This is a genomic window from Paramagnetospirillum magnetotacticum MS-1, from assembly GCF_000829825.1.
GTDB classification, from domain to species: domain Bacteria; phylum Pseudomonadota; class Alphaproteobacteria; order Rhodospirillales; family Magnetospirillaceae; genus Phaeospirillum; species Phaeospirillum magnetotacticum.
In genome coordinates, this window is the sequence record NZ_JXSL01000028.1 from 1 (window position 1) to 22,456 (window position 22,456).

General features: G+C 63.0%; 21 protein-coding genes. 11 read left to right on the top strand and 10 right to left on the bottom strand.

All coding sequences use genetic code 11. The features are described from left to right. From CCC_RS11565 to CCC_RS11605, 9 genes are all read left to right on the top strand, one after another. Positions 1 to 528, top strand: a 528-nt coding sequence (locus CCC_RS11565; RefSeq protein WP_041041527.1) for an electron transfer flavoprotein subunit alpha/FixB family protein, incomplete at its 5' end; no start/stop codon positions are given. Positions 529 to 531: 3 nt separating this feature from the next. Next, entirely contained in the window at positions 532 to 2,310 is a 1,779-nt protein-coding gene (locus tag CCC_RS11570) for an acyl-CoA dehydrogenase (RefSeq protein WP_041041529.1), read from the top strand. 241 nt (positions 2,311 to 2,551) lie between these two features. Next, positions 2,552 to 2,923, top strand: coding sequence for a response regulator (locus tag CCC_RS11575; RefSeq protein WP_041041678.1), 372 nt, complete (start codon positions 2,552 to 2,554; stop codon positions 2,921 to 2,923). A 22-nt stretch (positions 2,924 to 2,945) separates the two neighbouring features. Further along, entirely contained in the window at positions 2,946 to 4,097 is a 1,152-nt protein-coding gene (locus tag CCC_RS11580) for a sensor histidine kinase (protein WP_009869170.1), read from the top strand. Between the two features lie 101 nt (positions 4,098 to 4,198). After that, on the top strand, positions 4,199 to 4,720 hold the full coding sequence (locus tag CCC_RS11585) for a chemotaxis protein CheX (RefSeq protein ID WP_009869171.1): 522 nt from the start codon (positions 4,199 to 4,201) through the stop codon (positions 4,718 to 4,720). A 10-nt stretch (positions 4,721 to 4,730) separates the two neighbouring features. Continuing rightward, on the top strand, positions 4,731 to 5,105 hold the full coding sequence (locus CCC_RS11590) for a response regulator (RefSeq protein WP_041041531.1): 375 nt from the start codon (positions 4,731 to 4,733) through the stop codon (positions 5,103 to 5,105). A 19-nt stretch (positions 5,106 to 5,124) separates the two neighbouring features. Next, positions 5,125 to 7,041 carry an ATP-binding protein gene (locus CCC_RS11595; protein ID WP_041041533.1) on the top strand — a complete coding sequence of 639 codons (1,917 nt, stop codon included), beginning with the start codon at positions 5,125 to 5,127 and terminating at the stop codon, positions 7,039 to 7,041. Positions 7,042 to 7,113: 72 nt separating this feature from the next. Next, complete coding sequence (locus CCC_RS11600) at positions 7,114 to 7,524, top strand: response regulator (RefSeq protein ID WP_009867005.1); 411 nt, start codon at positions 7,114 to 7,116, stop codon at positions 7,522 to 7,524. Further along, complete coding sequence (locus CCC_RS11605; RefSeq protein WP_041041535.1) at positions 7,521 to 8,276, top strand: cobalt-precorrin-6A reductase; 756 nt, start codon at positions 7,521 to 7,523, stop codon at positions 8,274 to 8,276. Before CCC_RS11600 ends, CCC_RS11605 begins: the two co-directional genes overlap by 4 nt. Positions 8,277 to 8,408: 132 nt before the next feature. Here CCC_RS11605 and CCC_RS11610 read toward each other — a convergent pair whose 3' ends face one another. The 3 genes from CCC_RS11610 to CCC_RS11620 form a co-directional block, all read right to left on the bottom strand. Then, positions 8,409 to 9,491, bottom strand: a complete 1,083-nt coding sequence (locus CCC_RS11610) for a cobalt-precorrin-5B (C(1))-methyltransferase (protein ID WP_041041537.1) — start codon at positions 9,489 to 9,491, stop codon at positions 8,409 to 8,411. Positions 9,492 to 9,550: 59 nt separating this feature from the next. Beyond that, complete coding sequence (locus CCC_RS11615; RefSeq protein WP_269078880.1) at positions 9,551 to 9,994, bottom strand: response regulator; 444 nt, start codon at positions 9,992 to 9,994, stop codon at positions 9,551 to 9,553. A gap of 194 nt (positions 9,995 to 10,188) precedes the next feature. After that, positions 10,189 to 12,759 (bottom strand): PAS domain S-box protein, encoded by a 2,571-nt coding sequence (locus CCC_RS11620; RefSeq protein ID WP_041041539.1) that lies wholly within the window; start codon positions 12,757 to 12,759, stop codon positions 10,189 to 10,191. Positions 12,760 to 12,940: 181 nt separating this feature from the next. Here CCC_RS11620 and CCC_RS11625 point away from each other — a divergent pair, with 181 nt between their 5' ends. Beyond that, positions 12,941 to 13,738 (top strand): RMD1 family protein, encoded by a 798-nt coding sequence (locus CCC_RS11625; protein ID WP_009868134.1) that lies wholly within the window; start codon positions 12,941 to 12,943, stop codon positions 13,736 to 13,738. Positions 13,739 to 13,740: 2 nt separating this feature from the next. Here CCC_RS11625 and CCC_RS11630 read toward each other — a convergent pair whose 3' ends face one another. From CCC_RS11630 to CCC_RS11645, 4 genes are all read right to left on the bottom strand, one after another. Next, positions 13,741 to 14,805 carry a COX15/CtaA family protein gene (locus CCC_RS11630; RefSeq protein WP_041041541.1) on the bottom strand — a complete coding sequence of 355 codons (1,065 nt, stop codon included), beginning with the start codon at positions 14,803 to 14,805 and terminating at the stop codon, positions 13,741 to 13,743. An 18-nt stretch (positions 14,806 to 14,823) separates the two neighbouring features. Next, positions 14,824 to 15,405, bottom strand: a complete 582-nt coding sequence (locus CCC_RS11635) for a TlpA disulfide reductase family protein (protein WP_009868132.1) — start codon at positions 15,403 to 15,405, stop codon at positions 14,824 to 14,826. Positions 15,406 to 15,477: 72 nt separating this feature from the next. Continuing rightward, on the bottom strand, positions 15,478 to 16,311 hold the full coding sequence (locus CCC_RS11640) for a metallophosphoesterase (RefSeq protein WP_009868131.1): 834 nt from the start codon (positions 16,309 to 16,311) through the stop codon (positions 15,478 to 15,480). 9 nt (positions 16,312 to 16,320) lie between these two features. Continuing rightward, positions 16,321 to 17,898: a fused MFS/spermidine synthase gene (locus CCC_RS11645; protein ID WP_169746891.1), complete on the bottom strand. Its 1,578-nt coding sequence runs from the start codon at positions 17,896 to 17,898 to the stop codon at positions 16,321 to 16,323. Positions 17,899 to 18,077: 179 nt separating this feature from the next. Between CCC_RS11645 and CCC_RS11650 the strand changes: the two genes are divergently transcribed. Continuing rightward, positions 18,078 to 18,569 (top strand): Hsp20 family protein, encoded by a 492-nt coding sequence (locus CCC_RS11650; RefSeq protein ID WP_009868128.1) that lies wholly within the window; start codon positions 18,078 to 18,080, stop codon positions 18,567 to 18,569. Between the two features lie 40 nt (positions 18,570 to 18,609). Here CCC_RS11650 and CCC_RS11655 read toward each other — a convergent pair whose 3' ends face one another. The 3 genes from CCC_RS11655 to cysD all read right to left on the bottom strand — a co-directional run bounded on the left by CCC_RS11655 (position 18,610) and on the right by cysD (position 22,450). Then, positions 18,610 to 19,365, bottom strand: coding sequence for an EAL domain-containing protein (locus CCC_RS11655; RefSeq protein WP_041041543.1), 756 nt, complete (start codon positions 19,363 to 19,365; stop codon positions 18,610 to 18,612). A 342-nt stretch (positions 19,366 to 19,707) separates the two neighbouring features. Further along, positions 19,708 to 21,633, bottom strand: coding sequence for an adenylyl-sulfate kinase (cysC, locus tag CCC_RS11660; protein WP_041041545.1), 1,926 nt, complete (start codon positions 21,631 to 21,633; stop codon positions 19,708 to 19,710). 16 nt (positions 21,634 to 21,649) lie between these two features. Beyond that, positions 21,650 to 22,450 (bottom strand): sulfate adenylyltransferase subunit CysD, encoded by an 801-nt coding sequence (gene cysD / locus CCC_RS11665; RefSeq protein ID WP_041041684.1) that lies wholly within the window; start codon positions 22,448 to 22,450, stop codon positions 21,650 to 21,652. Positions 22,451 to 22,456 lie beyond the last annotated feature (6 nt).

Below are 22,456 nucleotides of genomic sequence, written 5' to 3' on the forward strand. Positions count from 1 at the left end.
GTGCAGTCCAAGGACGCGATCAAGGTGATCACCGTGCGCGCCACCGGCTTCGAGGCCGCCGCCCAGGGCGGTTCCGCCCCGGTGGAAAGCGTGGCGGCGGGTGCCGATCCGGCGCTGTCCTCCTTCGTCGGGCAACAGCTGTCCAAGTCCGAGCGCCCCGAACTGACCAGCGCCCGGATCATCATCTCGGGCGGTCGCGGCATGCAGTCGGGCGACAACTTCCACCTGCTGGAAGCCGTGGCCGACAAGCTGGGCGCCGCCGTGGGCGCAAGCCGCGCCGCCGTGGATGCGGGCTTCGTCCCCAACGACTTCCAGGTGGGCCAGACCGGCAAGATCGTGGCGCCTGACCTTTACATCGCCGTCGGCATCTCGGGCGCCATCCAGCACCTGGCTGGCATGAAGGATTCCAAGGTCATCGTCGCCATCAACAAGGACGAAGAGGCCCCCATCTTCCAGGTCGCCGATTACGGCCTGGTGGCGGACCTGTTCAAGGTGTTGCCCGAACTCTCCGCCGCCCTGGGAGGCTGATCCATGACCACCTATATTCCGCCGCTCAGAGATATCCGCTTCACCATGGAAGAGGTGGTGGGCCTGGACTCCATCACCGCCCTGCCCGGTTTCGAGGACGCCACTTCGGAAACAGCCGATTCCATCCTGACCGAGGCGGGCCATATCGCCGAAGGCGTGCTGTCGCCCCTGAACCGTGAAGGCGACCAGAACGGAGCCGCCCTGGAGAACGGCGTGGTGCGTACCACGCCGGGCTGGAAGGAAGCGTGGAATACCATCGTCGAAGGGGGGTGGAACGGTCTGCCCTTCTCGCCCGATTACGGCGGCATGGGCCTGCCCAATCTGTTCAACCACGCCGTCCACGAGATGTGGCAGGCAGCCAATATGGCCTTTACCCTGAACCCCATGCTGACCCAGGGCGCCGTCAACGCTCTGTCGTTGTACGGCTCGGAGGAGCAGAAGGCGTATTACCTGCCTAAGATGGTCACCGGCGAATGGACCGGCACCATGAACCTGACCGAGCCCCAGGCGGGCTCCGATCTGGCGGCCATTCGATCCAAGGCGGTTCCCGACGGCGACAAGTTCCGCCTGTCGGGCCAGAAGATCTTCATCACCTATGGCGACCACGATCTGGCCGACAACATCGTCCATCTGGTTCTGGCCCGCCTGCCCGACGCGCCCGCGGGCGTCAAGGGCATCTCCCTGTTCGTGGTCCCCAAGATCCTGCCCGACGGCTCGCGCAACGACCTCAAATGCGTGTCCCTGGAGCATAAGCTGGGCATCCACGGCAGCCCCACCGCCGTGATGAGCTTCGGCGATCACGAGGGCGCCCTGGGCGAGTTGGTGGGTCAGCCCCATCGCGGCCTGGAATACATGTTCGTCATGATGAACCACGCCCGTCTGGCCGTGGGTCTTCAGGGTCTGGCCATCGCCGAGCGCGCCTATCAGCAGGCCCGCAACTACGCCCGCGACCGCGTCCAGGGCAAGCCTGCGGGCTGGACCGGCAGCGGTTCGGCGGGCATCGTCCACCACCCCGATGTGCGCCGCCTGCTGATGACCATGAAAAGCGGCATCGAGGCCATGCGCGGCATCCACTACACCGCCGCCGCCTCGGCCGATATCGCCCATCATCACCCGGAACCCAACGCCCGCTACGAGGCCAATCAGCGTCTGGAATTCTTGACCCCCATCGCCAAGGGCTGGTGCACTGAACTGGGCCAGCACATCGCCTCTCTGGGCGTTCAGGTCCATGGCGGCATGGGCTATATCGAGGAGACCGGGGCCGCCCAGCATCTGCGCGACGCCCGCATTACCACCATCTATGAAGGCACCACCGCCATTCAGGCCAACGACCTGATAGGCCGCAAGATCCTGCGCGACAAGGGCGCCTTCGCCCGCACCATGCTGGCCGAAATCGCCGGTCTGGCGGTGGAACTGTCGGCAAGTCCTATCACCGCCCTGGCCGCCACGGGCAATCGCCTGTCCGAAGGGGCCGCGGCGGCCGCCCGCACGGTGGACTGGCTGGTCAATCATGCCGCCGAAGACCCGCGCCTGGCCGCCGCCGCCGCTGTGCCGACCCTGGATCTGTTCGGCATCGTGGTCGGCGGACAGCAGGTGGCCCTTGCCGCCAAGGTCGCCAAGGCGGCCCTGGATACGGGCCGTGACCATGACGGTTTCTATGCCGCCAAACTGGCCACCGCCCATTTCTATGCCGAGCATGTCCTGCCCCAGGCCATTGCCCTGGAGCGGACGGTGATCGCCGGTTCCGCCACCGTCATGGGAGTGGATGAGGCGATTCTCTGATGAACTGAACCGCCCTGCCGGTCCAACTCCAAACCACGTTATCAAGGCCGGGCGGCAACGCCCGGTCTTTTTCGTCTCCCCAACCGTCGGATCTTGCGAAACAAGCCGCGCTCAATCATTAATGGCTAACTTGCAAAATGTCAGTGTTTTCCCATTGATACCCGCTACAATATCCAGCAATATTTTTTCTTGTGAGGCGCTTATCACAGAAATAAACAAACAGATTACAAAATTGCATATCATGCCACTAAAGGTTATTATCGCTGACGACTCGATCATTACGGTCAAGAAGCTCCTTGTCTTGATGGAGGGGCTGGGCCATCAGGTCGTCGCCACGGCATCAACAGGCCGCGAAGCCATAGAGGCCTATCGCCAGCACCGTCCCGATCTGATGACCATGGACATCTCCATGCCCGATATGGACGGCATGGAAGCCACCTCGGCCATCGTCGCCGAATTCCCCGAGGCCCGCATCGTTATGGTCACCTCCCACGGCCAGGAGAGGATGGTGATCGATTCCCTCGATGCGGGGGCCAAAGGCTATGTACTAAAGCCAGTGCGCATCGAGAAACTCTCCGATATGATCGCCAAGGTTATGGAGCGCTCCACCTGAGCGTGTAATGGCGTGAGGATCGATGTCGAGCGCATTTCCCGGTGGTAATCCCAACGATCCCGGCTATTGGGAAGTCATCTTCGACGTCATCCCTTTCCCGGTCTATGTGGCCGACACAACGACGTTCGACATCGTTTGCGCCAACCGCGCCATGAAGCAGCGGGTAGAGATCAATCCCGGCGACAAGTGTTATGCCGCCATCTACCAGCAGCCGGGGCCTTGCTCGTTCTGCAAGATGAAGGAACTGGAAGCCGCCGCCGCCGCCGGAACCAACTATCTTGAGTTCGAGCACTTCAACGATCTGGACGACCACTGGTATCAGTTGCGCGAGACCATCGTGGCCTGGTTCGATGGGCGGCGGGCCAAATACTCCATCGCCGTCAACATCAGCGCGCTGAAGGAAGTTCAGAACGCACTGGCCGAGGCCCATGCCGAACTGGCGTTGAAGAATATCCGGCTGAACGGCGCGCTGCATTCCGAGCAGGAAGTCACACTGAACCAGCGCAACTTCCTGGCCATGGTCAGCCATGAATTCCGCATGCCACTGTCCATCATCGGCGGCGCCGCCGAAGTTCTGGAAATCTATACCAGAGGCAAGCCTGAAGCGGTCGAGGAGATCGGAAAGATCGACCGGGCCGTTCACCGCATGTCCGATCTGATCGATGTCTGCCTGGCCGATGCCCGCTTCACCTCCGCCGTTGCGGCGCTTCAGGTGCGTACGGTGGAGATTGCCCCGCTGGTCGAGGAGATCTGCCGCGAAAAGGCCGCGTTCGGAGGACCGGAACGCCTTCACCTGAGCATTGGGGCGAGAACGACGATCACGGCCGATCCCGCGCTGTTGCGGGTCGCCCTGTCCAATCTGATCGACAACGCCTTGAAATACTCGCCCGCCGCCAGCGGCCCCGTGCGGGTGTCGCTCGAGTCCGGCCCCACGCAAACCGTCATGACCGTCGCCGATCACGGCCCCGGCATTCCCGCCGATGAAGCGGAACGGGTTTTCGAGAAGTTCTACCGCTCGCCTTCGGCCACCGGAACCAAAGGGGCCGGGTTGGGCCTTTATATCGTCAAACAGATCATCGAAAGCCACGGCGGCCGCATCGAAGTCGGCGCGGCCGACACGGGTGGATCCAAATTCACCATCACCCTGCCCATGGCATCCAGCCCAATCGGGTAAGCCCTGCACGCAAGAGAAGACGTCGCGCCGGTTGCCGATTCATGCCATTATCGCCAGAGAAGCCACCAGTGTCCCGGCTTCACTCAAGGATCGACACGGAAATGACCTTCAATAAAACCATCATTCCCCGCGTCATGGCCTCCATCCTCGGCCAGACTCGGGAAGTGTTGGCCGCCGAAGCGGTAATCGCCGTCGATGGCGCGGAAACCTTCGACTGCGACGTCACCAAACTTCACCTCCACGACATGACCGTCATCGCTGGACTAGGTGGTCCCATCAGTCTGCTGATCGCCTTCAGTTTCGAGACATCCCTGGTCGAAGCCCTGTTCCACCGGGTCACCGCCGATATCGAGGTTCCGCCGGGCGAGGAAGACCTGTACCGCCGCGAAACCGCCGCTGAGATCGTCAACACCATTCTTGGGCTGTGTACCACGGATTTCCAGAACATCGAGGAGAGTATCGCCCTGTCTCCACCGGTGATCATTGAGGATGCGCGTTGCATTCATCGCCCAAAAAACGCAGTATTCGCGAGCATGAGGATACGTACCGAAAGAGGTATTGTCAGCGTAAGTTTCGTCGGTCCGCGCGACCTGTTTGATGACCATATGAACTACCAATTCTAGGGCAGGCCTGATGTCAGCGTATAAAGTCCTTATCGTCGATGACTCACTTATTGCGGTCAAGAAGCTGACTCTGATGCTGGAGGGGCTGGGCCACAAAGTGGTGGGCACCGCTGGCACTGGCGCGGAAGCTGTGGAGGCCTATCGCGCGCACAATCCCGATCTGGTCACCATGGACATCACCATGCCCGATATGGATGGTGTCGAGGCCACCGCCAAGATCATCGCCGAGTTTCCCGCCGCCCATATCATCATGGTCACCTCCCATGGGCAGGAGCGGATGGTCATCGACTCGCTGGATGCGGGTGCGAAGGGCTATGTGCTGAAGCCGGTGCGCACTGAAAAGCTTTCCGACATGATCGACAAGGTCATGCTCCGCTCTACCTGACCCGGGGACACCCACTGGCATGACGAGTGCTTTTCCAGGCCTGAATCCCGGCGATCCCGGCTACTGGGAAGTGATCTTCGACGTCATTCCGTTTCCGGTCTATGTGGCCGATTGCGTCACCCATGACATCATCTGCACCAACCGCGCCATGCGCCAGAAGGTGGGCGTCGTCCAAGGCCGCAAGTGCTACGAATCCATCTACAATCACGCAGCCCCCTGCCGCTTTTGCAAAATGCCCGAGATGCTGGCGAGTGAAAGCGATGTATCGCTGGAATTCGAACACTTCAATGACCGTGACGACCGTTGGTACCAGCTGCGCGAGACCTCCCTCACCTGGTTCGACGGACGGCGCGCCAAATATTCCATCGCCGTCGATATCAGCGCTCTCAAGGGCTTTCAGAACGCGCTCGCCGAGGCCCATGCCGAGTTGGCGCTGAAGAACCGTGATCTTGAAAAGGCCGTCACCCAGGCCCGTGACGCCGAACGCGCTAAATCAGAATTCCTGGCGGTGATGAGCCATGAAATCCGCACCCCCATGAACAGCATCCTGGGCATGGTCCATTTGCTGATGGACCGCCCCCTGGCGGCGGAAGACCGCGAGAAGCTTTCGGTCGTGCATGATTCCGGGGCGGCCCTGTTGGGCATCATCAACGACATCTTGGACTTTTCGCGCCTGGAAGCCGACGGCGTGCAATTTGAAGACGCCCCCTTCCACCTCGGCAATACGGTTGAGGGCGTGGTGTCGCTGCTGCGCGGCCGCGCCACGGAAAAGAATCTGACCCTGGCCCTGGACGCCCCATCCCCCCTGCCCGGTTGGGTCAGCGGCGATGGAGCCCGGCTGCGTCAGGTTCTGATCAATCTGGTCGGCAATGCCATCAAATTCACCACCCAGGGCGGTGTGGTCCTGCGCTTGCGCCGCGACGGCGAAGGCAATCGCTACGAATTCTCGGTGATCGATACCGGCATCGGACTGGAGGCGGAGCAGGCCAAGAATTTGTTCCAGCCGTTCCATCAGGCCGACGCCTCCATCAGCCGCCGCTTCGGCGGTTCGGGCCTGGGGCTGGCCATCTGCAAGAAACTGGTGGACGCCCAGGGCGGCAAAATCGGCGTGGACAGCACCAAGGGTCTGGGAAGCCGTTTCTGGTTCCATTTGGACTACCCGGACACCGCCGCCCCGGCTGCCCAATCCCCACGGGCCGAAATCTCCAACCTGCCGTCCCTGTCCATCCTGCTGGCCGAGGATAATGTCTTCAATCAGAAGGTGGCGGCCGGATTGCTCAACCGCGAGGGCCATCGGGTCACCTTGGCCAACAATGGCCTGGAAGCTCTGGAGAAACTCCAAGACGGACGTTTCGACCTGATCCTCATGGACATGCAGATGCCCGAGATGGATGGCCCCGAGGCGACCCGGCGCATCCGCGGCCTCCCCGGTGCCTTGGCCGCCATTCCCATCATCGCGCTGACCGCCAATGCCATGGCCGATGATGTCGCACGCTGCCGGGCGGCGGGCATGGACGGGCATGTGGCCAAGCCCATCGATCCGCTGCTGTTACGCGCGGCCATCGCCGAAGTCCTGCCCCGCCACGCGCCCGAGGCCAGGGCCGGGGAGCGGAGCAGCTACTCCATCGCCCGCATGGCCGAACAATTGGGATCGGATAATGCCGCCATTCTGGCCCGCACCTTCATCGAAAGCGGCGAAGATATCTGCAATCGCCTGGAAAATGCCGGAGGCGATATCCAGGTCACCGGTGCGGCGTTGCACGAATTGAAGGGGCTGGCGGCCTATTCCGGAACGCCCTGGCTGGAAGCCCTGGCGATTTCCATGTCCAAGGCCTTGGAAGACAGCGATATGCCCCAGGTGGAAGGGTTGCTTCACCGGTTGCGCCGTGACTGGAATAACACCAGGGCCGAGCTTACCCGGCAATTCGGTCTGTAAGACTTTTCATTTTCGCGGCGATGGCCCCATCCATATACTTGCCATCCGTCCCTTCGTTCGAGACTGTTTGCCATGATCCACTGCTTGGTCATCGATGATTCCAAACTGATCCGACGAATCCACTCCCGCATGCTCGAACAGTTGGATTTGCAGGTCTCCCAGGCAGAGAACGGCGCCGAGGCCCTGGATCTTTGCGCAGCCGGAATGCCCGATCTGGTCCTGGTGGACTGGAACATGCCGGTCATGGACGGCTTCACCTTCCTGACCCGTCTGCGGGCCACGCCGGGCGGCATGGCGCCCAAGGTGGTGCTGTGCACCATCGAGAGCGATCTGGAACACATCAAGCGCGCCCTGAACGAAGGGGCTGACGAATACATCATGAAGCCCTTCGACGTGGAGATCCTGGCGGCCAAACTGGCCGCGATCGGTATTCCGATCCCGTCACGGCCCTTCAGCGCCGATCCCCTGGCCGAGGGGAGATGACGGGCACGGTTCTGATTCTGGGCGGAACCGCCGAGGCGGCCGCCCTGGCCCGGATCATGGCCGATGAGCGGGGCCGAAAGGTCATTTACTCCCTGGCGGGACGAACCGTTACACCCCGCCTGCCCCACGGCGAGACCCGGACCGGCGGCTTTGGCGGTGTGGACGGCCTGAAGGATTACCTCCAGCGCCAGACCGTATCCGTAGTCGTCGACGCCACCCACCCCTTTGCCAGCCGCATGGGCTGGAATGCCGCGCAGGCCTGCGCCGCCCTTGGCCTGCCCATCCTGCGTCTCGACCGGCCCCAATGGGAGGCCGGACCGGCTGATCGCTGGACCATGGTGAGGAGCTGGGACGAAGCCGTCATTCATCTGACACCCGAGTCCAAGCGGGTCTTCCTGGCGGTGGGACGCCAGGAACTGGCACCCTTTGCCGGGCTGAAGGATATCTGGTTCCTGCTGCGCTTCGCCGAAAGCACCGCGCCGCAACCGCGCCCTGCCCATTTCACCCTGATCGCCGATCGCGGCCCATTCACCTTGGACGGCGAACGAGCCTTGCTGCGCGAGCATGCCATCGACACCTTGGTGTGCCGCAACAGCGGCGGCACCGCCGCGCGGGCCAAACTGACCGCCGCGGCGGAACTGGGCCTGCCGGTTCTCATGCTCCGCCGCCCCCCGCGTCCCGAGGGACCAAGTGTCGGCTCGGCAGAAGAGGCGGCCGCCTGGGTGCGGTCGCATTTTATCGACGCCCATTGATCGGAACCGATCAATGGGGCCCTCAGTCTGCCTCAGCGCGCCCTTTCGGGTCGCTTGGCTTCCGCGCCATAAGGCGCGCGGCCCCTCGGGCCTAACCAATGCTCAATGAGTCCCGCTCATCGAGCATTGGTATTAGCCAGCCCGGCCGATCACCCCGCCCTGGCGGTCCACCACCATCACATCCAACCTGACATCAATATTGTCGAGAACGCCCCTGGCCGCGGCCAGGGCCTGGGCGGCGATGGCGTCGCCCAGGCTAAGGCCCTGCGCCATCTCCAGCACTTCCAGGGCGGTATTGGCGCCCCTGGCGGCGGCGACCAATCCGGCATCGGCGCCAAGCCCGGCAAGCTGGACGGCAAGCCAGGGCATATCCACCTGAGAGCGGCTGGAATGCAGATCCATCTGCCCGGCCGCCAGTTTGCACATCTTGGCGAAGCCACCAGCGATGGTGACCCTGGGCACCGGATGGCGGCGCAGATATTTCAGCATGCCGCCGACGAAATCACCCATATCGATGATCGCGTCCTCGCCCAGACCGAGTGCCCGGCGCACCGCCTTTTCCGAGGTGGAACCGACACAGCCCGCCACATGCGTCACTTTGCAGGCCCGCGCCACATCGATGCCGCGCTGGATGGAATGTATCCAGGCGGAACAGGAATAGGGAACCACAATCCCAGTGGTCCCCAGAATGGAAATCCCGCCCAGAATGCCGAGACGGGGATTCCAGGTCCGCAAGGCCAGATCCGCCCCACCCGGCACGGAAATCTCCACCTCCAGGTCGCAGGCCACGCCATGGCGTACGGTGATGGCGGCCAAGGCCTCGGCCATCATCCGGCGCGGCACCGGATTGATGGCGGGCTCTCCCACCCCCAGGGGCAGGCCGGGTCTGGTGATGGTGCCCACGCCCGGCCCCGCCTTGAAGACCAGGCCGGAGCCCGCGGCGCCATGACGCAACGTGGCGATGATGGTGGCGCCATGGGTCACGTCGGGATCATCTCCGGCGTCCTTGACCACTCCGGCCCGCGCCCAGCCGGAACCGCTTTCCTTCACGGCCAAGGCAAAGGAGGGCTGCTGCCCACCCGGCAGAAGGATGGAAACCGGATCGGGAAAGTCTTCGCCCAGCAAGGCCGAACAGGCGGCCTTGGCCGACGCCGTGGCACAGGCCCCGGTGGTCCAGCCCGGTCTTAAACGCTGATCCGTCTCTTCCTCGGCCATGACCACCCGCGCCCAAACATCCGCAGGCCCGTCATAGCATGAATTTCATGGAAAAAGGATCAGGCGACGCTGCCCACAGCGGGTTTGCGCACCACGCCGAACCAGTAATCCTGAATGCCGTGAATGGCGTTGAACAACTGCTCGATATCCACCGGCTTGGTCACAAAGCCAGATGCCCCCAGGTCATAGGCCTGCAACACGTCGCGCTCCACATCCGAAGTGGTCACCACCACCACCGGAATCCGCGACAGATGATCGTTGGAGCGCATGGCGGCCAGCACTTCGCGCCCGGTCATTTTCGGCATGTTGAGATCAAGAAGAACCAGATCCGGGGTCACCGCCTCGGCATGCTGCGGCCCCTCCTTGCGCATGAAGGCCATGGCCTCGACGCCGTCATGGGCCACATGGGTGCGACAGATGAAACGGCCATCGAGAATCGCCGAGCGGATCAGTTCCACGTCGCCCGGTTCGTCATCGACGATCAGAACTTCGAATGGTGCCACCTGATTCTGCTGCATAGACCAGCCCTACTCTTCAACTCGGCCTTCGAGAACGCAAAAAACGCCGCCCTCACGGAATGCGACGTTCTGAAATCAGCCTATCCCCGGCGCGGCCTGTTTGCAACCGTGCCTTGAAGACGAATTGTTGCACTCAAACATCATATGCAACCTCGGCCCAAATCATCCGTCGCAAGACGTCAGCGCACCACCGACTTGGGCAGGGCCACGTGAAAGACCGACCCCTCGCCCGGCACCGATTCCACCCAGATGCGCCCGCCGTGATGCTCGGCGATCTTGCGGCAAGACGCCAGCCCAATGCCGCTGCCCGGATATTCATCTTGTCCCACCAAACGTTGGAAGATCTGAAACAGCCTTGCCTGACCGGCCTCATCGATGCCGATCCCGTTGTCTCGGACGGAAATGATCCATTCGTCCGTCGACGAACTCCAGGTCACGTCCACCTGCGGGGAACGGCCCTTCACCTGGAACTTCACGGCATTGGAGATCAGGTTCTGGAACAGCCGTTCCAGTTCGACCTCGTTGCCCATCACCACCGGCAGCCCCTCGGATACGGTGATGTCGGCCCCGTTCTCCTCGATCAGCGCCCCGAGATTCGCCTGGGCCAGTTTCATCACATCGCCGAGATCGACCTTTTCTTGCGGCGCCCCACCTCTCCCAATACGGGAATATCCCAAAAGATCCGTGATCATATGGTCCATGCGTTGGGCGCCATCCACGGCGTAGGCGATGAATTCCCGGCAATCCTGATCGAGAGACTCCCCCAGACGGCGCTGCAGCAAGGTTAGGTAGGAGCTGACCATGCGCAGGGGCTGGCGCAAGTCGTGGGAGGCCACATAGGCAAAGTTCTCCAGTTCGGCATTGGAGCGCTGCAATTCCCTTTCCATGGACAGGCGGGCGCTGATGTCGTGGGCGACTCCCAGAAAGCCGCTGAGTTGGCCGTCGTCGTCATAAAGCGCCGAGATGGTCAACAGAACGCGGAATCGCCCGCCATCCTTGCGCACATAGGTCCATTCCCCGCTGTCGGGCTGGCCGCCAAGCAAGGTTCTCGCGACAAAACATTCAAAACCGGGCTCCACCTCCCGCCCCAGTTCCCGGCTCAATTGTGCGGCCCGGGCTGCAACCTCGTCGGGGTCGTGGAAGAGCGCGGGCGTCGTGCGCCCGACCACCTCATCGGCGCCATAGCCCAACCATTGCTCGGCGGTGGGATTGAGCAGACGGATGGTGCCGTCGATGGTGGTGGCGATGATGGAAGAGCCCGCCCCGTCCAGGATGGCCCGGCGGAAGGCCAGCAGCGAACCCAATTCGTGCTCGGCGCGCCGCCTGGCGGTCACGTCGTGAACGATGGAGTACAGCAATTTCCGGCCGGTCACCTGTACCGGCCCGGACCACACTTCCACGTCGCGAATCTCGCCCGAAGCCAGGCGATGGCGGAAGTCGAAATGATCCCGCTCCTCGGCCTTGGCCTTGTGCATCTCCTCGGCGATGGCTGACTGGTCCAGGATATTGATCTGGGAAATACGCATGGAGACAAGCTGGTCATGGGTCCAGCCGTAATAGATCTCGGCGGCGCGGTTGGCGTCGATGATCCGGCCGCCATCGGCGGGATCGATCAGCATCTCCACCGCCTTGCAGCCGGAAAACAGGGCATGGTAAAGGGCTTCGCGCTCCCGCAGCGCGTCATCGGCGACGGCAAGCTTGTCTTGAAGCGCGTTGAAGGCGGTGATCAGCCGCCCCACCTCGTCGCCGCGCGAAACCTCCAATGCCTGTTGCGGCACCCGGCCCTCGACCATGGCCTGAATCCGTTCCGTGGCGCGGCGCAGCGGGGCGAGGGTGCCACGCAGCACAAGCCAAAGCAGAACCAGCGACAGCAGCCCCAGCACGGCCAGGGCAACCATGAGGCGGTTCTTGATTCCCCCCACGGGCTCGAACGCCTCTGCGGTGGGCAGCCGCGCCACCAGCATCCAGCCGGTGGAAGCGATTCGCCGGGCCGAGGTCAGTTCCTCGATCCCCACCGAGCTGAAGGCCACGCCCGACCCCTCGTATCCGTCCATATAGCGATCCAGCATGCGGTTCTGTCCGCGCGCGGGAACGGGGGTGAAGATACGCTCCTTATTGGTGGAGATGACGATAAGGCCGGATTTGGGCGATACCATGTAAAGCCCGCCCGTTTCCCCCACCTTCTGCTCGACCAGACGGCCGAGGAAATTTTTTTGGCTCAGCGTGGCCGTCCCCACCAGGGCCCCGATAACGGCTTCGCCTTGGCGGATCGGCACGGCGATGGCCACGGCAGGCTGATTGAGGGCGGGATCGAAATAGGGCTCGCCGACCACCGAATGCCCGGCCTCCACCATGGACTTTACCCCGGCCAGGGCGGCCATATCCTTACCGATCCGCCCTAGGGCGGGGCCCTCGGCCCGGACAACGCCGTCGCGTCCCAGGATCATCAGCCCGCCTGCGAAGAATCCCTTGATGCCAGTTCGGTCTTGGAGAAATGCCGTAAGAGTTGTGGCGTCTGCGTCGCGCAAGACCAGGGCGGCCACCCTCTCCATGGCCTCGATCTGCAGCTTGATCTTCTGATCGACCTCCTCGGCCAAACCACCAACGAAGGTGACTTGCTGCCGGGCCAGCAGGCTTTCCACGTCCCGCTGCAGCGATCCGGACAGCACAAGGACCACAACCGCCCCCGCCCCCAGGAAGGACAGAAGGAAAAGCGTAAGGATTCTGATACGCAGAGACTTGAAATCCACAACCCCTCCCGACTCCCGTACCCAGGCCAAAGTAATGCAAATTCGGAATCATTCTCAAGCACTGTTCCTAACCGCCCCAAAATCGCCCATGCGCATGAAGAATCCGTGACATTCCGCCTAGCTCTGATCGCGCTACGGCCGGAAAGTGTTAGACTGGCGGATCAAACGTCATGGCCCCCCGATGATCCAATCCGCCGCCACATCCCGCCGAATTACCGTCCAGGCCCTGCTGCTGGGCGAGCGTCTCGAGACCAAACGCCTCGAAGAGGGCGTTGTCCTGGCCACCGCGCCGTTGATCATCCGTGCCGGACGCGAAGGCTATGCCGTACTGTTCCGCTATGGCGTGGCGGTCCTGTTCGGGCTGGACCCCATGGAAGAGGCGGTGTTCCTCGCCTCGCTAGGCAAACTTGTGGCCGATCCCCTGCCCGTCCAGGGCCGCGACACCGCCGAAGTGCTGATCGAGCCCGGATGCGAGGATCGCGTGGATCAGTCGGGAACGGTCTTCCTGGCCGATCCCAGTCCCCAGCATCTGCAGCTGATCGCCGAGGTCCTGGCCCGCGATCTGGTCCTAAGCCATTATGAAAAGCGTATCGCCAAGGTTTTCGACAGTATCGAGCCCCTGGCCGTCTCTCTCAGCAAGGGCTCGTTGCGCAAGCTCAAAACCAAGCAGCTGTTGTCCCAGATCGGCGAAGTGCTGCTGGCCGAACACCGTATGGTGGGCCGCGTCGAATTGCTGGAAAGCCCTGAAGTCCTATGGATCAGGCCGGAACTGGAACGCCTGTTCATCCGCCTGGAACGCGAATACGATCTGTCGGGCCGCAATCGGGCCCTGGATCGCAAGCTGGAAGTGATCTCCGACACCGCCGAGACCCTGCTTGACCTGATTCAGACCCGATCCTCCATGAAAGTGGAGTGGTATATCGTCGGCCTGATCCTCTTCGAGATCCTGATTTCCATCTACGAGATGGTCTCGGGCTGAGATCAGAGACGCCGGTCAAGGTCGTGGAGGGCCCAAAGGCACAGGGTCAGCAGCGCCATGGCCCCCATCTGATGGGCTGAAGCCAGCCATACCGGCACCACCATGACCAGGGTGCCGATGCCTAGCCCCACCTGAACCAGAGCCATCAGCCCCAGTGCATGGATCGCGGCGGGCGTTTGTCCGCCTAGGCGGGCGCGGGCCCGGAACCACCCCAAGAGCGCCACGACGACGGTGAGTTCGGCCAGGGTCCGGTGCCCGAACTGCACGGTCTTGATATCCTCGAACAGCGAATGAAAGCCGTCGGGGAACAGATCCTTGGGGATCAACGCGCCGTCCATCAGAGGCCAGGTGTTGTAGATCAGCCCCGCCTTGAGACCCGCCACCAGCCCGCCGAACAGCAGGGTAAGGATCACCAGCCCGGTCAGGACGAAAAGCCAGGACCGGATACCCGCGGTCTCTCCCGCCACCCGACGGCGGATGGGGCGATGGTCGGCCAGGATGTCGAGCGCCAGCCAGAACATCCAGCCGTGGATCAGAAAAGCCAGGGCCAGATGGGCGGTCAGGCGGTAATGGGAGACGGCAGGGTTGTCCACCAGACCGCTCTTCACCATGAACCAGCCCATGCCGCCCTGGGCGGCGCCCAGCAGGAACACTCCGGCCAGACGCGGGACCATGGCCCGGCCGATCCGGCCCGACAGGGCCAGCCACAAGAAGGGCAGGCCGAAGACCACGCCGATCAGGCGGCCCCACACACGGTGGATATATTCCAGCCAGAAGATACCCCTGAACTCGGCCAGACTCATGCCAGCATTGACCTTGATGTATTCGGGGCTCTGCTTGTACTTCTCGAAGAACAGCTGCCAGTCGGAATCGCCCAGAGGGGGGATGATGCCACGGATGGGCTCCCACTCCACCATGGACAGGCCGGAATGGGTGAGGCGGGTCAGCCCGCCCAGCAGCACCATCACCGCCACCATGAAGCAGCAGGCCAACAGCCAGACGGCCACGTCGCGATGAGCGCCGTTGGCAAGGTCCGAACGGCCAAAGGATCGCGACATTGTGGACATGGATTCCCCCTTCGGACTCTAGCGGGCCGGTACGGGAAGCGACGGCAGCGTCAAAAGATCGACCACCAGTTCCACCACGCCCGGCCCCGACCAATCGGCTTCGCCTTCCATGCGGGCGGTTTCCTCGCCCTTGACGTTGACCAGCAAAGCGGTGGGCATTCCGCGTACCTGAAGCGACTTGGACACCGAACCGTCGGGATCGAGAATTACCGGCATGTCGGCGATGCCCCGCTCCTCCAGGAACTTCTTGGCTACGGGCGCGCCTTCCTTATCCACGTTGATGGTCAGGACCTGAATGCCCACCGCCTCGGCCAGGGGTTTGAACTTGGCGAACAGCGGCAGTTCGCGCACGCAAGGAATGCACCAGGACGCCCAGAAATTCACCACGGTGGGCCGGGTCAGCCGCTCGTGGAACGGCTTGGTCACGCCCGCCATATCGGTGGTCATGGGATTGTCCAATGGAATGGCATAGTCCGGCCGCCGCATGGATTCCTTGACCAAGATGGGGGTGGGCTGCGGACGGCGGATCTGAATCGCCGTACCCGCCACCATGGCGATGATCAATGACAGGGCCACCAGGATGAGAATGCGGTCGGACATGGTTTGCCTTCCAAAAATACGGCCCGGAGTAGACCATGAAGACGGTGGGGACGGACTTGCTTTTGGTCAAGCCTAGGGCGTGGTTCCCGTTCCCCTCAAGGTCAGCCAGACCACCTCCGGCGGGGCACCGAAACGAACGGGCAGAATGCTGGTCCCGATACCCGCACTGACGTAAAGCGTCTGGCCGTAATCCTTGATCAGGCCATAGGCATGGGCGCGTGGCGCCCGTCCCGGAATGATCGGAGAGCCGATCAGCGGCAGCCTGACTTGCCCGGCATGGGTATGACCGGCCAGGATGATGGTCAGCCTGCCTGGCCAATCACGCAGATTGGCCGGATCATGCATCAAGCCGATCAATGGAGTTCCCTTGGGCACCCTGGCCATGGCCGCATTCGCGTCGGGCTTTCGCGTGGTGTCGTCGGCCAAACCAGCCACCCAAATCGGACCAAGCCTGATCGCCCGGTTCTCCAACACCACGATTCCCTGGGCAGCGAGGGAGGCCCCCATCCCTGGTCCATCATTCCACCAGTCGTGATTGCCCAGAACGGCCACCACACCCAGGGGCGGCCGCAAGGCGCCAAGCCGTCGGGCAATGGGCTCGGGCGGAATATACGTTCCGCCCAGAACACCGTTGATCAGGAAATCGCCGCCCAACAAGACCATATCCGGCGCCCCCTCATTCACATGGGCGACCAGTTTCTCCAGCCGGTCCAGCCCAACATGCGGCGCGCCCACATGAAAATCCGTCAGAAATGCCACGGTGACGGGCTTCTGGCCGACGGGCCACTGCGGCACCTCAACCTCCAGCCTGGTATCTTCCAGGAGCCCCGGCTCGATGGCGAATCCCCACAGCCCGGCCACCAAGCCCAATAGAGTCGCCAGAACCAGGAACTTCCGTCTCGTCATGGCACGCCTCTAATCCACTAAGATGGGATCGGGAATGGTGGCCACCGCCCGGCGGCGGAAGGTCATCTGCGACGGTGCGGCCAGGGCGGCCAGGGGATTGGCCTCGTCGGTGAGCACCCTAACCCCCGCCACCAACGGCGAGGCGGCATCGATCCACTGTAGAGAGCGCAGCGACTGGGACATCTGCGCCGCCATCTCAGCCGACACCCGTCCCTCCTCCACGCGCATCATCGCCAGCCGGTCGAGATGGCCGGGCTGGCGGGCGGTGAACAGGAAGGCATTGGTGATGGAGCGCGACGCAGGATGGGCCTGTTCCACGAAGGCCACCTTGCCGAACACATCGACCAGGCTGGCGAGCGCGGCGCGGAAGGGCTCCGTATGACCGGTATCGAGGAAGCTGTTGATGGCCACCACGCCACCCTCATTCAGACAGCGCCGCACATCGGTGAAGAATTCACGGGTCAGCAGATGTTCGGGCATGCCGTCGCCGGAAAACAGATCCACGAAGACCATGTCGTGATCGGCAGAGCAGGCGCGCATCTCGGTGCGGGCATCGGCGAAGATCAGGGTGGTGGCCGGACCGGGGGTATAGCCGAAATGGTCCCGCGCCGCCTCAAAGGCACGATGATTGATCTCCACCACCTCCACTCTCGCGCCGCGGGCCTCGAAAGCGGCGGGGATCACCCCGGCCCCCAGGCCGAGGACCAGAACCTTGCGCGGCATGGGAACCAGATGGGCGGCGCCTGCCTCCAGGAAATGGGTGAACTGCAGCGCCGGGCGTCCCTTGGCGTCAAAGCCGTTCTGGGCCAGACCGTCATTGAACAGGACCCGCCATAGATTATCGCCTTGGCCCACCTCCACCACCTTCAGCACCCCGAAGGCTGAAGGATAGGTGGCGATGATCGACCAAGGCCGTTCGGCGCCGTCGCGGGTCAGCCGCCCGGCCCGTCCGGCGGGATCGATGAGGCCCAGGGCCAAGGCGGCGGCCAGCCCGGCCAGGGCCAGAACCAGCACCCGCCCCCTCCTCGCCCCCAAGGCCGCCAGCAGGCAGAGCGCGGCGGCGATCACCAAGATGGAGTGACGGCCGCTGAGATAGGGAATCAGGGCGAAGGCCGCCACCAGCACTCCGGCCACCGAGCCCATGGTGCTGATGAAGAACACCCAACCAGCCCCGGCATCGGCCTCACCATGCAGGGGACGTTCCAGCGCCACCAGCAACGGATTGAGCGCCGAAAGCAGGATCAGGGGGACCGCCAGAATCAGGAGCGAGGCGAGGAAGGCTCCGCCCACCAGGCTGAACGAGGCCAAAGGCCCCAGACAGACCGGATAGAGCAGGACTGCCGCCACCAGCCAAAGACCCGAAAGGGCTGGGCTGAGGTAATAGGCGCTGCGGATTGCCTCCGTTGCGCGGCACCGGCAAAAGACGCCGCCGTAATAATAGCCCAGGGCCAGACACAGGAGCGTCACCGAGAGAATGCCGGTCCAGATGAGCAGGCTGACACCGAAAAACGGCGTCATCACCCGCGACGCGATCAGTTGCAGGCACAAGATCGCCGCCCCCGTGATCACGATGGTCGCCCGCGCCATTCCAGTCCTCCCGCCATTCCCGGCCGCCGGGACTATGGCAAATCGTCAGAGAACAAACCACCCTTGCAGCCGTGAAAAGCCATCCTAAATCATTTTCACCGGATGCCTATGGAGGGTCCGGACAGGTCCACCAAGGACGGACCAGAGCGTGACATTGCTTCGCAAAGGAGAATGGAACCATGTTGACCTACGACTTCGCCCCCCTGCTGCGCACCGCCATCGGCTTCGAGCGCCTGGCCCGTCAGGCCGAGGCCGCCGCCCGGCACGATGACGCCAACAGCTATCCGCCCTACGATATCGAGGCGGCGGGCGACGACCACTATCGCATCACCCTGGCCGTGGCTGGGTTCACCTCGGGCGAGCTGGACATCGAAACCCAGGACAACACTCTGAGCATCACCGGCAAGAAGGCGGAAAAGCAGGGCGAGACCACCGGCTTTCTGCACAAGGGTATCGCCTCGCGGGGCTTCACGCGGCGCTTCTCCCTGGCCGATCATGTCAGGGTGACCGGGGCCAATCTGGCCGACGGCCTGCTCACCATCGATCTGGTTCGCGAGATCCCCGAGGCCATGAAGCCCCGCCGGATCGAGATTGCCGGTGAGGCTCCCACCAGCCTGTTCGCCAAAGCCAAGAAGCTGATCGAAGGCCCCGGCAGGAAGGACGCGGCCTGACCGTTTTTTGTGAAAGGGGCCGGGCGCTGCGGCGCCCGGTCTACCAGTTGATGCCCTTGTCGGGGACCAGGCTCTCGATCGCCGGGCGGGCGAACAGGAAACCCTGAAACAGGCGGATGCCCTGGGCGCGCAGGAAGTCCACCTCTTCACGCCGCTCGACGCCTTCAGCCACCACGGACAGACCCAGCATTTCGGCCGTCTTCACCAAGCCGCTAACGATGGCTTGGCGCGGCCGGTCGCCGTCGATGCCAGTTACCAGGCAACGGTCGATCTTGATGCAATCGGGCTGAAAGTCGGCCAGAAGCGACAACCCGGCGAAACCGGCGCCGAAATCATCCAGCGCGGTCTTGAAGCCGTAGCGGCGATAGGTCTCGATGATGGCCTTGAGATGGTCGCGGTCGATAATCCGCTCGTCCTCGGTGAACTCAAAGGTAATCAGGTGGCGGGGAAAGCGGTTCTCCTCGGCCGCCATCAGGGTCAGGCGCAGGCAGGCCTCGGGGTGGTAGACCGCATTGGGCAGGAAGTTGATGTTGAGACGGCGGTCCAGCCCCAGCCGGGCGGCGGTCTCGATGGCCTTGACCCGGCAGGCCTGGTCGAAGGCATAGCGGTTGTCCTCGGTGATTCCGGCCAGAACCGAGGCCGCGCTCTCACCATCGGCACCACGCACCAGGGCCTCGTAGCCATAGATACTGCGCGCCTCCACATCCACCACCGGCTGGAAGGCCATCACGAACGAGAATTGCGAATGGTCGGCACACTCTCCCGCACATCCGGCATTCTCACCCGGTCTCGTCATATTCGGATCTCTCACGATTCCGGCTCTTCGTCAAAAGGCCTCACCCCGTACCTATGACATAACCCATTTCGCAAGGGAGGAAGAATTGAAAAGTGTGGAAGGTTCGGCCCAATTGCTGGGCATGATCGAGGACGGAAACGATCTGGGTGGATACGAAAACCACCGAGAGCGGCTCCACCGGCTTCACCCTAACCCCGGCTTACAAGTGGAACAGGGCGCCGCCTAACATCCTCTAAAATTGTATTGCCTGATGGGTATCATCACCAGTGAGGAGGAGGCGCCATCGCAGCCTCGCTCCTCCCCCCTCTCCCGCACGCGGAAATGGGGGGAGGTCAGAGATAGTTACAGCCCCCAGCCATTGGCCTGTTCGCGGGCCGAAAGCGAGAAGGCGTTGTCGATATAGCGTAGAAGGTCGGCAACGCTTTCATCCACGCTCTTGCCCTCGGTGGCCAGGGCCAGTTCCGGCAAGGCGGGCGCCTCGTAGGCAGAAGACACGCCGGTGAAGTCATTGATCTCCCCAGCGCGGGCCTTCTTGTAGAGACCCTTGGGATCGCGGCGTTCGCACTCGTCCAAGCCGGTGGTCACATGGATTTCGTGAAAGGCGTCCGGGTTGATGGCGCGTACCTTCTCGCGATCGGCGCGGAAGGGCGAGATGAACGAGGTCACCACCACCATGCCAGCCTCGGCGAACAGATGGGCCACCTCGCCCACCCGGCGGATATTTTCGACCCGGTCGGAATCCGAGAAGCCCAGATCGCCGCACAGGCCGGTGCGCACATTGTCGCCGTCCAACACGGTGACCTGCCAGCCCTTGAGGAACAACTGGCGCTCAACTTCCATGGCGATGGTCGACTTGCCCGCCCCCGACAGGCCGGTCAGCCAGACCACGCCGCCACGATGACCGTTGGCGATGGCGCGGGTCTCGGCATCCACCTTGTGCGGCACTTCGGTCACATGCGTGGACCGGTTGCGGGCCTCGTCGGAGGAGGCCTCGGCGATGACGCCGCCGCCGACGATATCGTAGCCCTCCACCAGGACGAAGCGGCCCAAACGGGGATTGTCGATGAACGAGTCATGGGCGATGGGCGACTTGCCCCGGAAGACGACTTCGGCGACGGCGTTGCGCGCCACTTCCGAGCCCTGGTGGTTGGCCAGGTCCTCCACATCGATCACGCGCTCGATGGCCACCACATCGACCACATGTTCCGCGGTGGCCAGCTTCAGCTTATAGCGGGACCCCACCTTCAACGGCCCCTTGCCCAGCCAGAAGACGCGGGCTTTCAGGTCATGGGACTGGTTCGGAGCATGGAGTTCCAGGCTGGCCACATTGCCGCGCTCGACGAAGATCTGCTCGTCGAGCGTGATGCCCACCGACTGGCCCGCACCGGCGGAAACCGCCGACGCCACATTGCCCCAGGTCTCGATGGTGGCGATCTTGGCCATCTTGCCCGACGGCGCGAAGACCAGGGTGTCGCCCACCTTAAGGCGGCCCGATTCGATGCGGCCAGCGATGATGCGGCGCTCGTCGAACTTGTAGACATCCTGAACCGGGAAGCGCAGCGCCAGATCGGTGAGCGGCTTGGCGGGTTCGAAGAGATCCAGCGCGCCCAGCACGCTGGGGCCCTTGTACCAGGGGGTCTCGGCGGCGACCGAGGCGATGTTGGCGCCCGAGCGTGCCGCCACCGGGATGACATAGGTGGGCTCGACGCCGATGGAATTGAGATAGGCCACGATCTCGGCCTTCACTTCCTCGAAGCGGGCCTGGGAGAAGTCCACCAGATCCATCTTGTTGACCGCCACGGCGATCTGGCGCAAGCCCAGCAGATGCAGCAGATAGCCATGACGGCGCGACTGTTCCTGCACGCCTTCATGGGCGTCGATGACCAGGACGGCGGCCTCGGCCGAAGCCGCGCCCGACACCATGTTCTTCAGGAATTCCTTGTGGCCGGGCGCGTCGATGATGACATAGGGCCGGGCTTCGGATCGAAAGCGAATCTGGGCGGTGTCGATGGTGATGCCCTGGTCACGCTCGGCCTGCAGCGCGTCCATGACGAAGGCCCATTCGAAGGGCATGCCGCGCTTGTCGCAGACTTCCTTCAGGTATTCGACCTTGCCCTCGGGCAGGGCGCCGGTCTCGTTGAGAATACGCCCCACCAAAGTGGATTTGCCGTGGTCAACATGACCGACGACGACGATCTTCATGGGTGACGCGCTGTGAGACACGGAAACCTCGGGGTTCACTTTAAGGGCGGTTGCGATGCTGCTCATGAGTCCATGTCCCCGTTTACATATAACCGCCAGCGCGAAGACGCTCGAAGGCGTCCTCGGATTCCTTGTCCTGGGCGCGGCCCGAACGTTCGGAAATCTTGGTGGTCTCCAGTTCCTCGATGATCTCGGCCACGGTCGAGGCGGTGGACGCCACCGAACCGGTGCAGGGCGCGCAGCCCAGGCTACGGTAACGCTTGCCGTTCTTGGCGAAATAGAGGTCAACCATGGGAATGTTCTCGCGCTCGATATAGCGCCACACATCCAGTTCGGACCAGGCCAGCAGCGGGTGGATACGCAGATGGGTTCCGGGCGCGAAATCGGTCTTGAACTGGTCCCAGAATTCGGGCGGCTGGTCCTTGAAGTCCCACTCGGCCGACTGGTTGCGCGGGCTGAAGACGCGTTCCTTGGCCCGCGTTCCCTCCTCGTCGCGGCGGATACCGGCGATGACGCCGGTAAAGCCATGTTGAGCCAGCAGAGCCTTCAGCCCCTCGGTCTTGAGCGCGGTGCAGCACTCGACGCGGCCCTTGTGCGGCCCCATTCCGGCGGCAAGCGCCTCGGTATTCTCACCGACGATCAGCGGCAGATTCCATTCCTTGGCGACGCGGTCACGGAACTCGATCATCTCGGGGATCTTGTTATGGGTGTCCACATGCAGGACCGGAAAGGGCACATGGCCGAAGAAAGCCTTGCGCGCCAGCCACAGCATCACGTTGGAATCCTTGCCGATCGACCACAGCATGGCGATCTTGTCGAGGCGGTTGAAGGCCTCGCGCAGGATGTAGATGGATTGGGCTTCCAAGGCATCGAGATCGTTCATGATCAT

What these genes read in the sequence shown, in the direction of transcription:
- CCC_RS11570 (WP_041041529.1), top strand. Translation starts at nt 532, where the DNA reads ATGACCACCTATATTCCGCCGCTCAGAGATATCCGCTTCACCATGGAA.
- CCC_RS11575 (WP_041041678.1), top strand. Translation starts at nt 2,552, where the DNA reads ATGCCACTAAAGGTTATTATCGCTGACGACTCGATCATTACGGTCAAG.
- CCC_RS11580 (WP_009869170.1), top strand. Translation starts at nt 2,946, where the DNA reads ATGTCGAGCGCATTTCCCGGTGGTAATCCCAACGATCCCGGCTATTGG.
- CCC_RS11585 (WP_009869171.1), top strand. Translation starts at nt 4,199, where the DNA reads ATGACCTTCAATAAAACCATCATTCCCCGCGTCATGGCCTCCATCCTC.
- CCC_RS11590 (WP_041041531.1), top strand. Translation starts at nt 4,731, where the DNA reads ATGTCAGCGTATAAAGTCCTTATCGTCGATGACTCACTTATTGCGGTC.
- CCC_RS11595 (WP_041041533.1), top strand. Translation starts at nt 5,125, where the DNA reads ATGACGAGTGCTTTTCCAGGCCTGAATCCCGGCGATCCCGGCTACTGG.
- CCC_RS11600 (WP_009867005.1), top strand. Translation starts at nt 7,114, where the DNA reads ATGATCCACTGCTTGGTCATCGATGATTCCAAACTGATCCGACGAATC.
- CCC_RS11605 (WP_041041535.1), top strand. Translation starts at nt 7,521, where the DNA reads ATGACGGGCACGGTTCTGATTCTGGGCGGAACCGCCGAGGCGGCCGCC.
- CCC_RS11610 (WP_041041537.1), bottom strand. Translation starts at nt 9,491, where the DNA reads ATGGCCGAGGAAGAGACGGATCAGCGTTTAAGACCGGGCTGGACCACC.
- CCC_RS11625 (WP_009868134.1), top strand. Translation starts at nt 12,941, where the DNA reads ATGATCCAATCCGCCGCCACATCCCGCCGAATTACCGTCCAGGCCCTG.
- CCC_RS11630 (WP_041041541.1), bottom strand. Translation starts at nt 14,805, where the DNA reads ATGTCCACAATGTCGCGATCCTTTGGCCGTTCGGACCTTGCCAACGGC.
- CCC_RS11635 (WP_009868132.1), bottom strand. Translation starts at nt 15,405, where the DNA reads ATGTCCGACCGCATTCTCATCCTGGTGGCCCTGTCATTGATCATCGCC.
- CCC_RS11640 (WP_009868131.1), bottom strand. Translation starts at nt 16,311, where the DNA reads ATGACGAGACGGAAGTTCCTGGTTCTGGCGACTCTATTGGGCTTGGTG.
- CCC_RS11645 (WP_169746891.1), bottom strand. Translation starts at nt 17,898, where the DNA reads ATGGCGCGGGCGACCATCGTGATCACGGGGGCGGCGATCTTGTGCCTG.
- CCC_RS11650 (WP_009868128.1), top strand. Translation starts at nt 18,078, where the DNA reads ATGTTGACCTACGACTTCGCCCCCCTGCTGCGCACCGCCATCGGCTTC.
- CCC_RS11655 (WP_041041543.1), bottom strand. Translation starts at nt 19,365, where the DNA reads ATGACGAGACCGGGTGAGAATGCCGGATGTGCGGGAGAGTGTGCCGAC.
- cysC (WP_041041545.1), bottom strand. Translation starts at nt 21,633, where the DNA reads ATGAGCAGCATCGCAACCGCCCTTAAAGTGAACCCCGAGGTTTCCGTG.
- cysD (WP_041041684.1), bottom strand. Translation starts at nt 22,450, where the DNA reads ATGAACGATCTCGATGCCTTGGAAGCCCAATCCATCTACATCCTGCGC.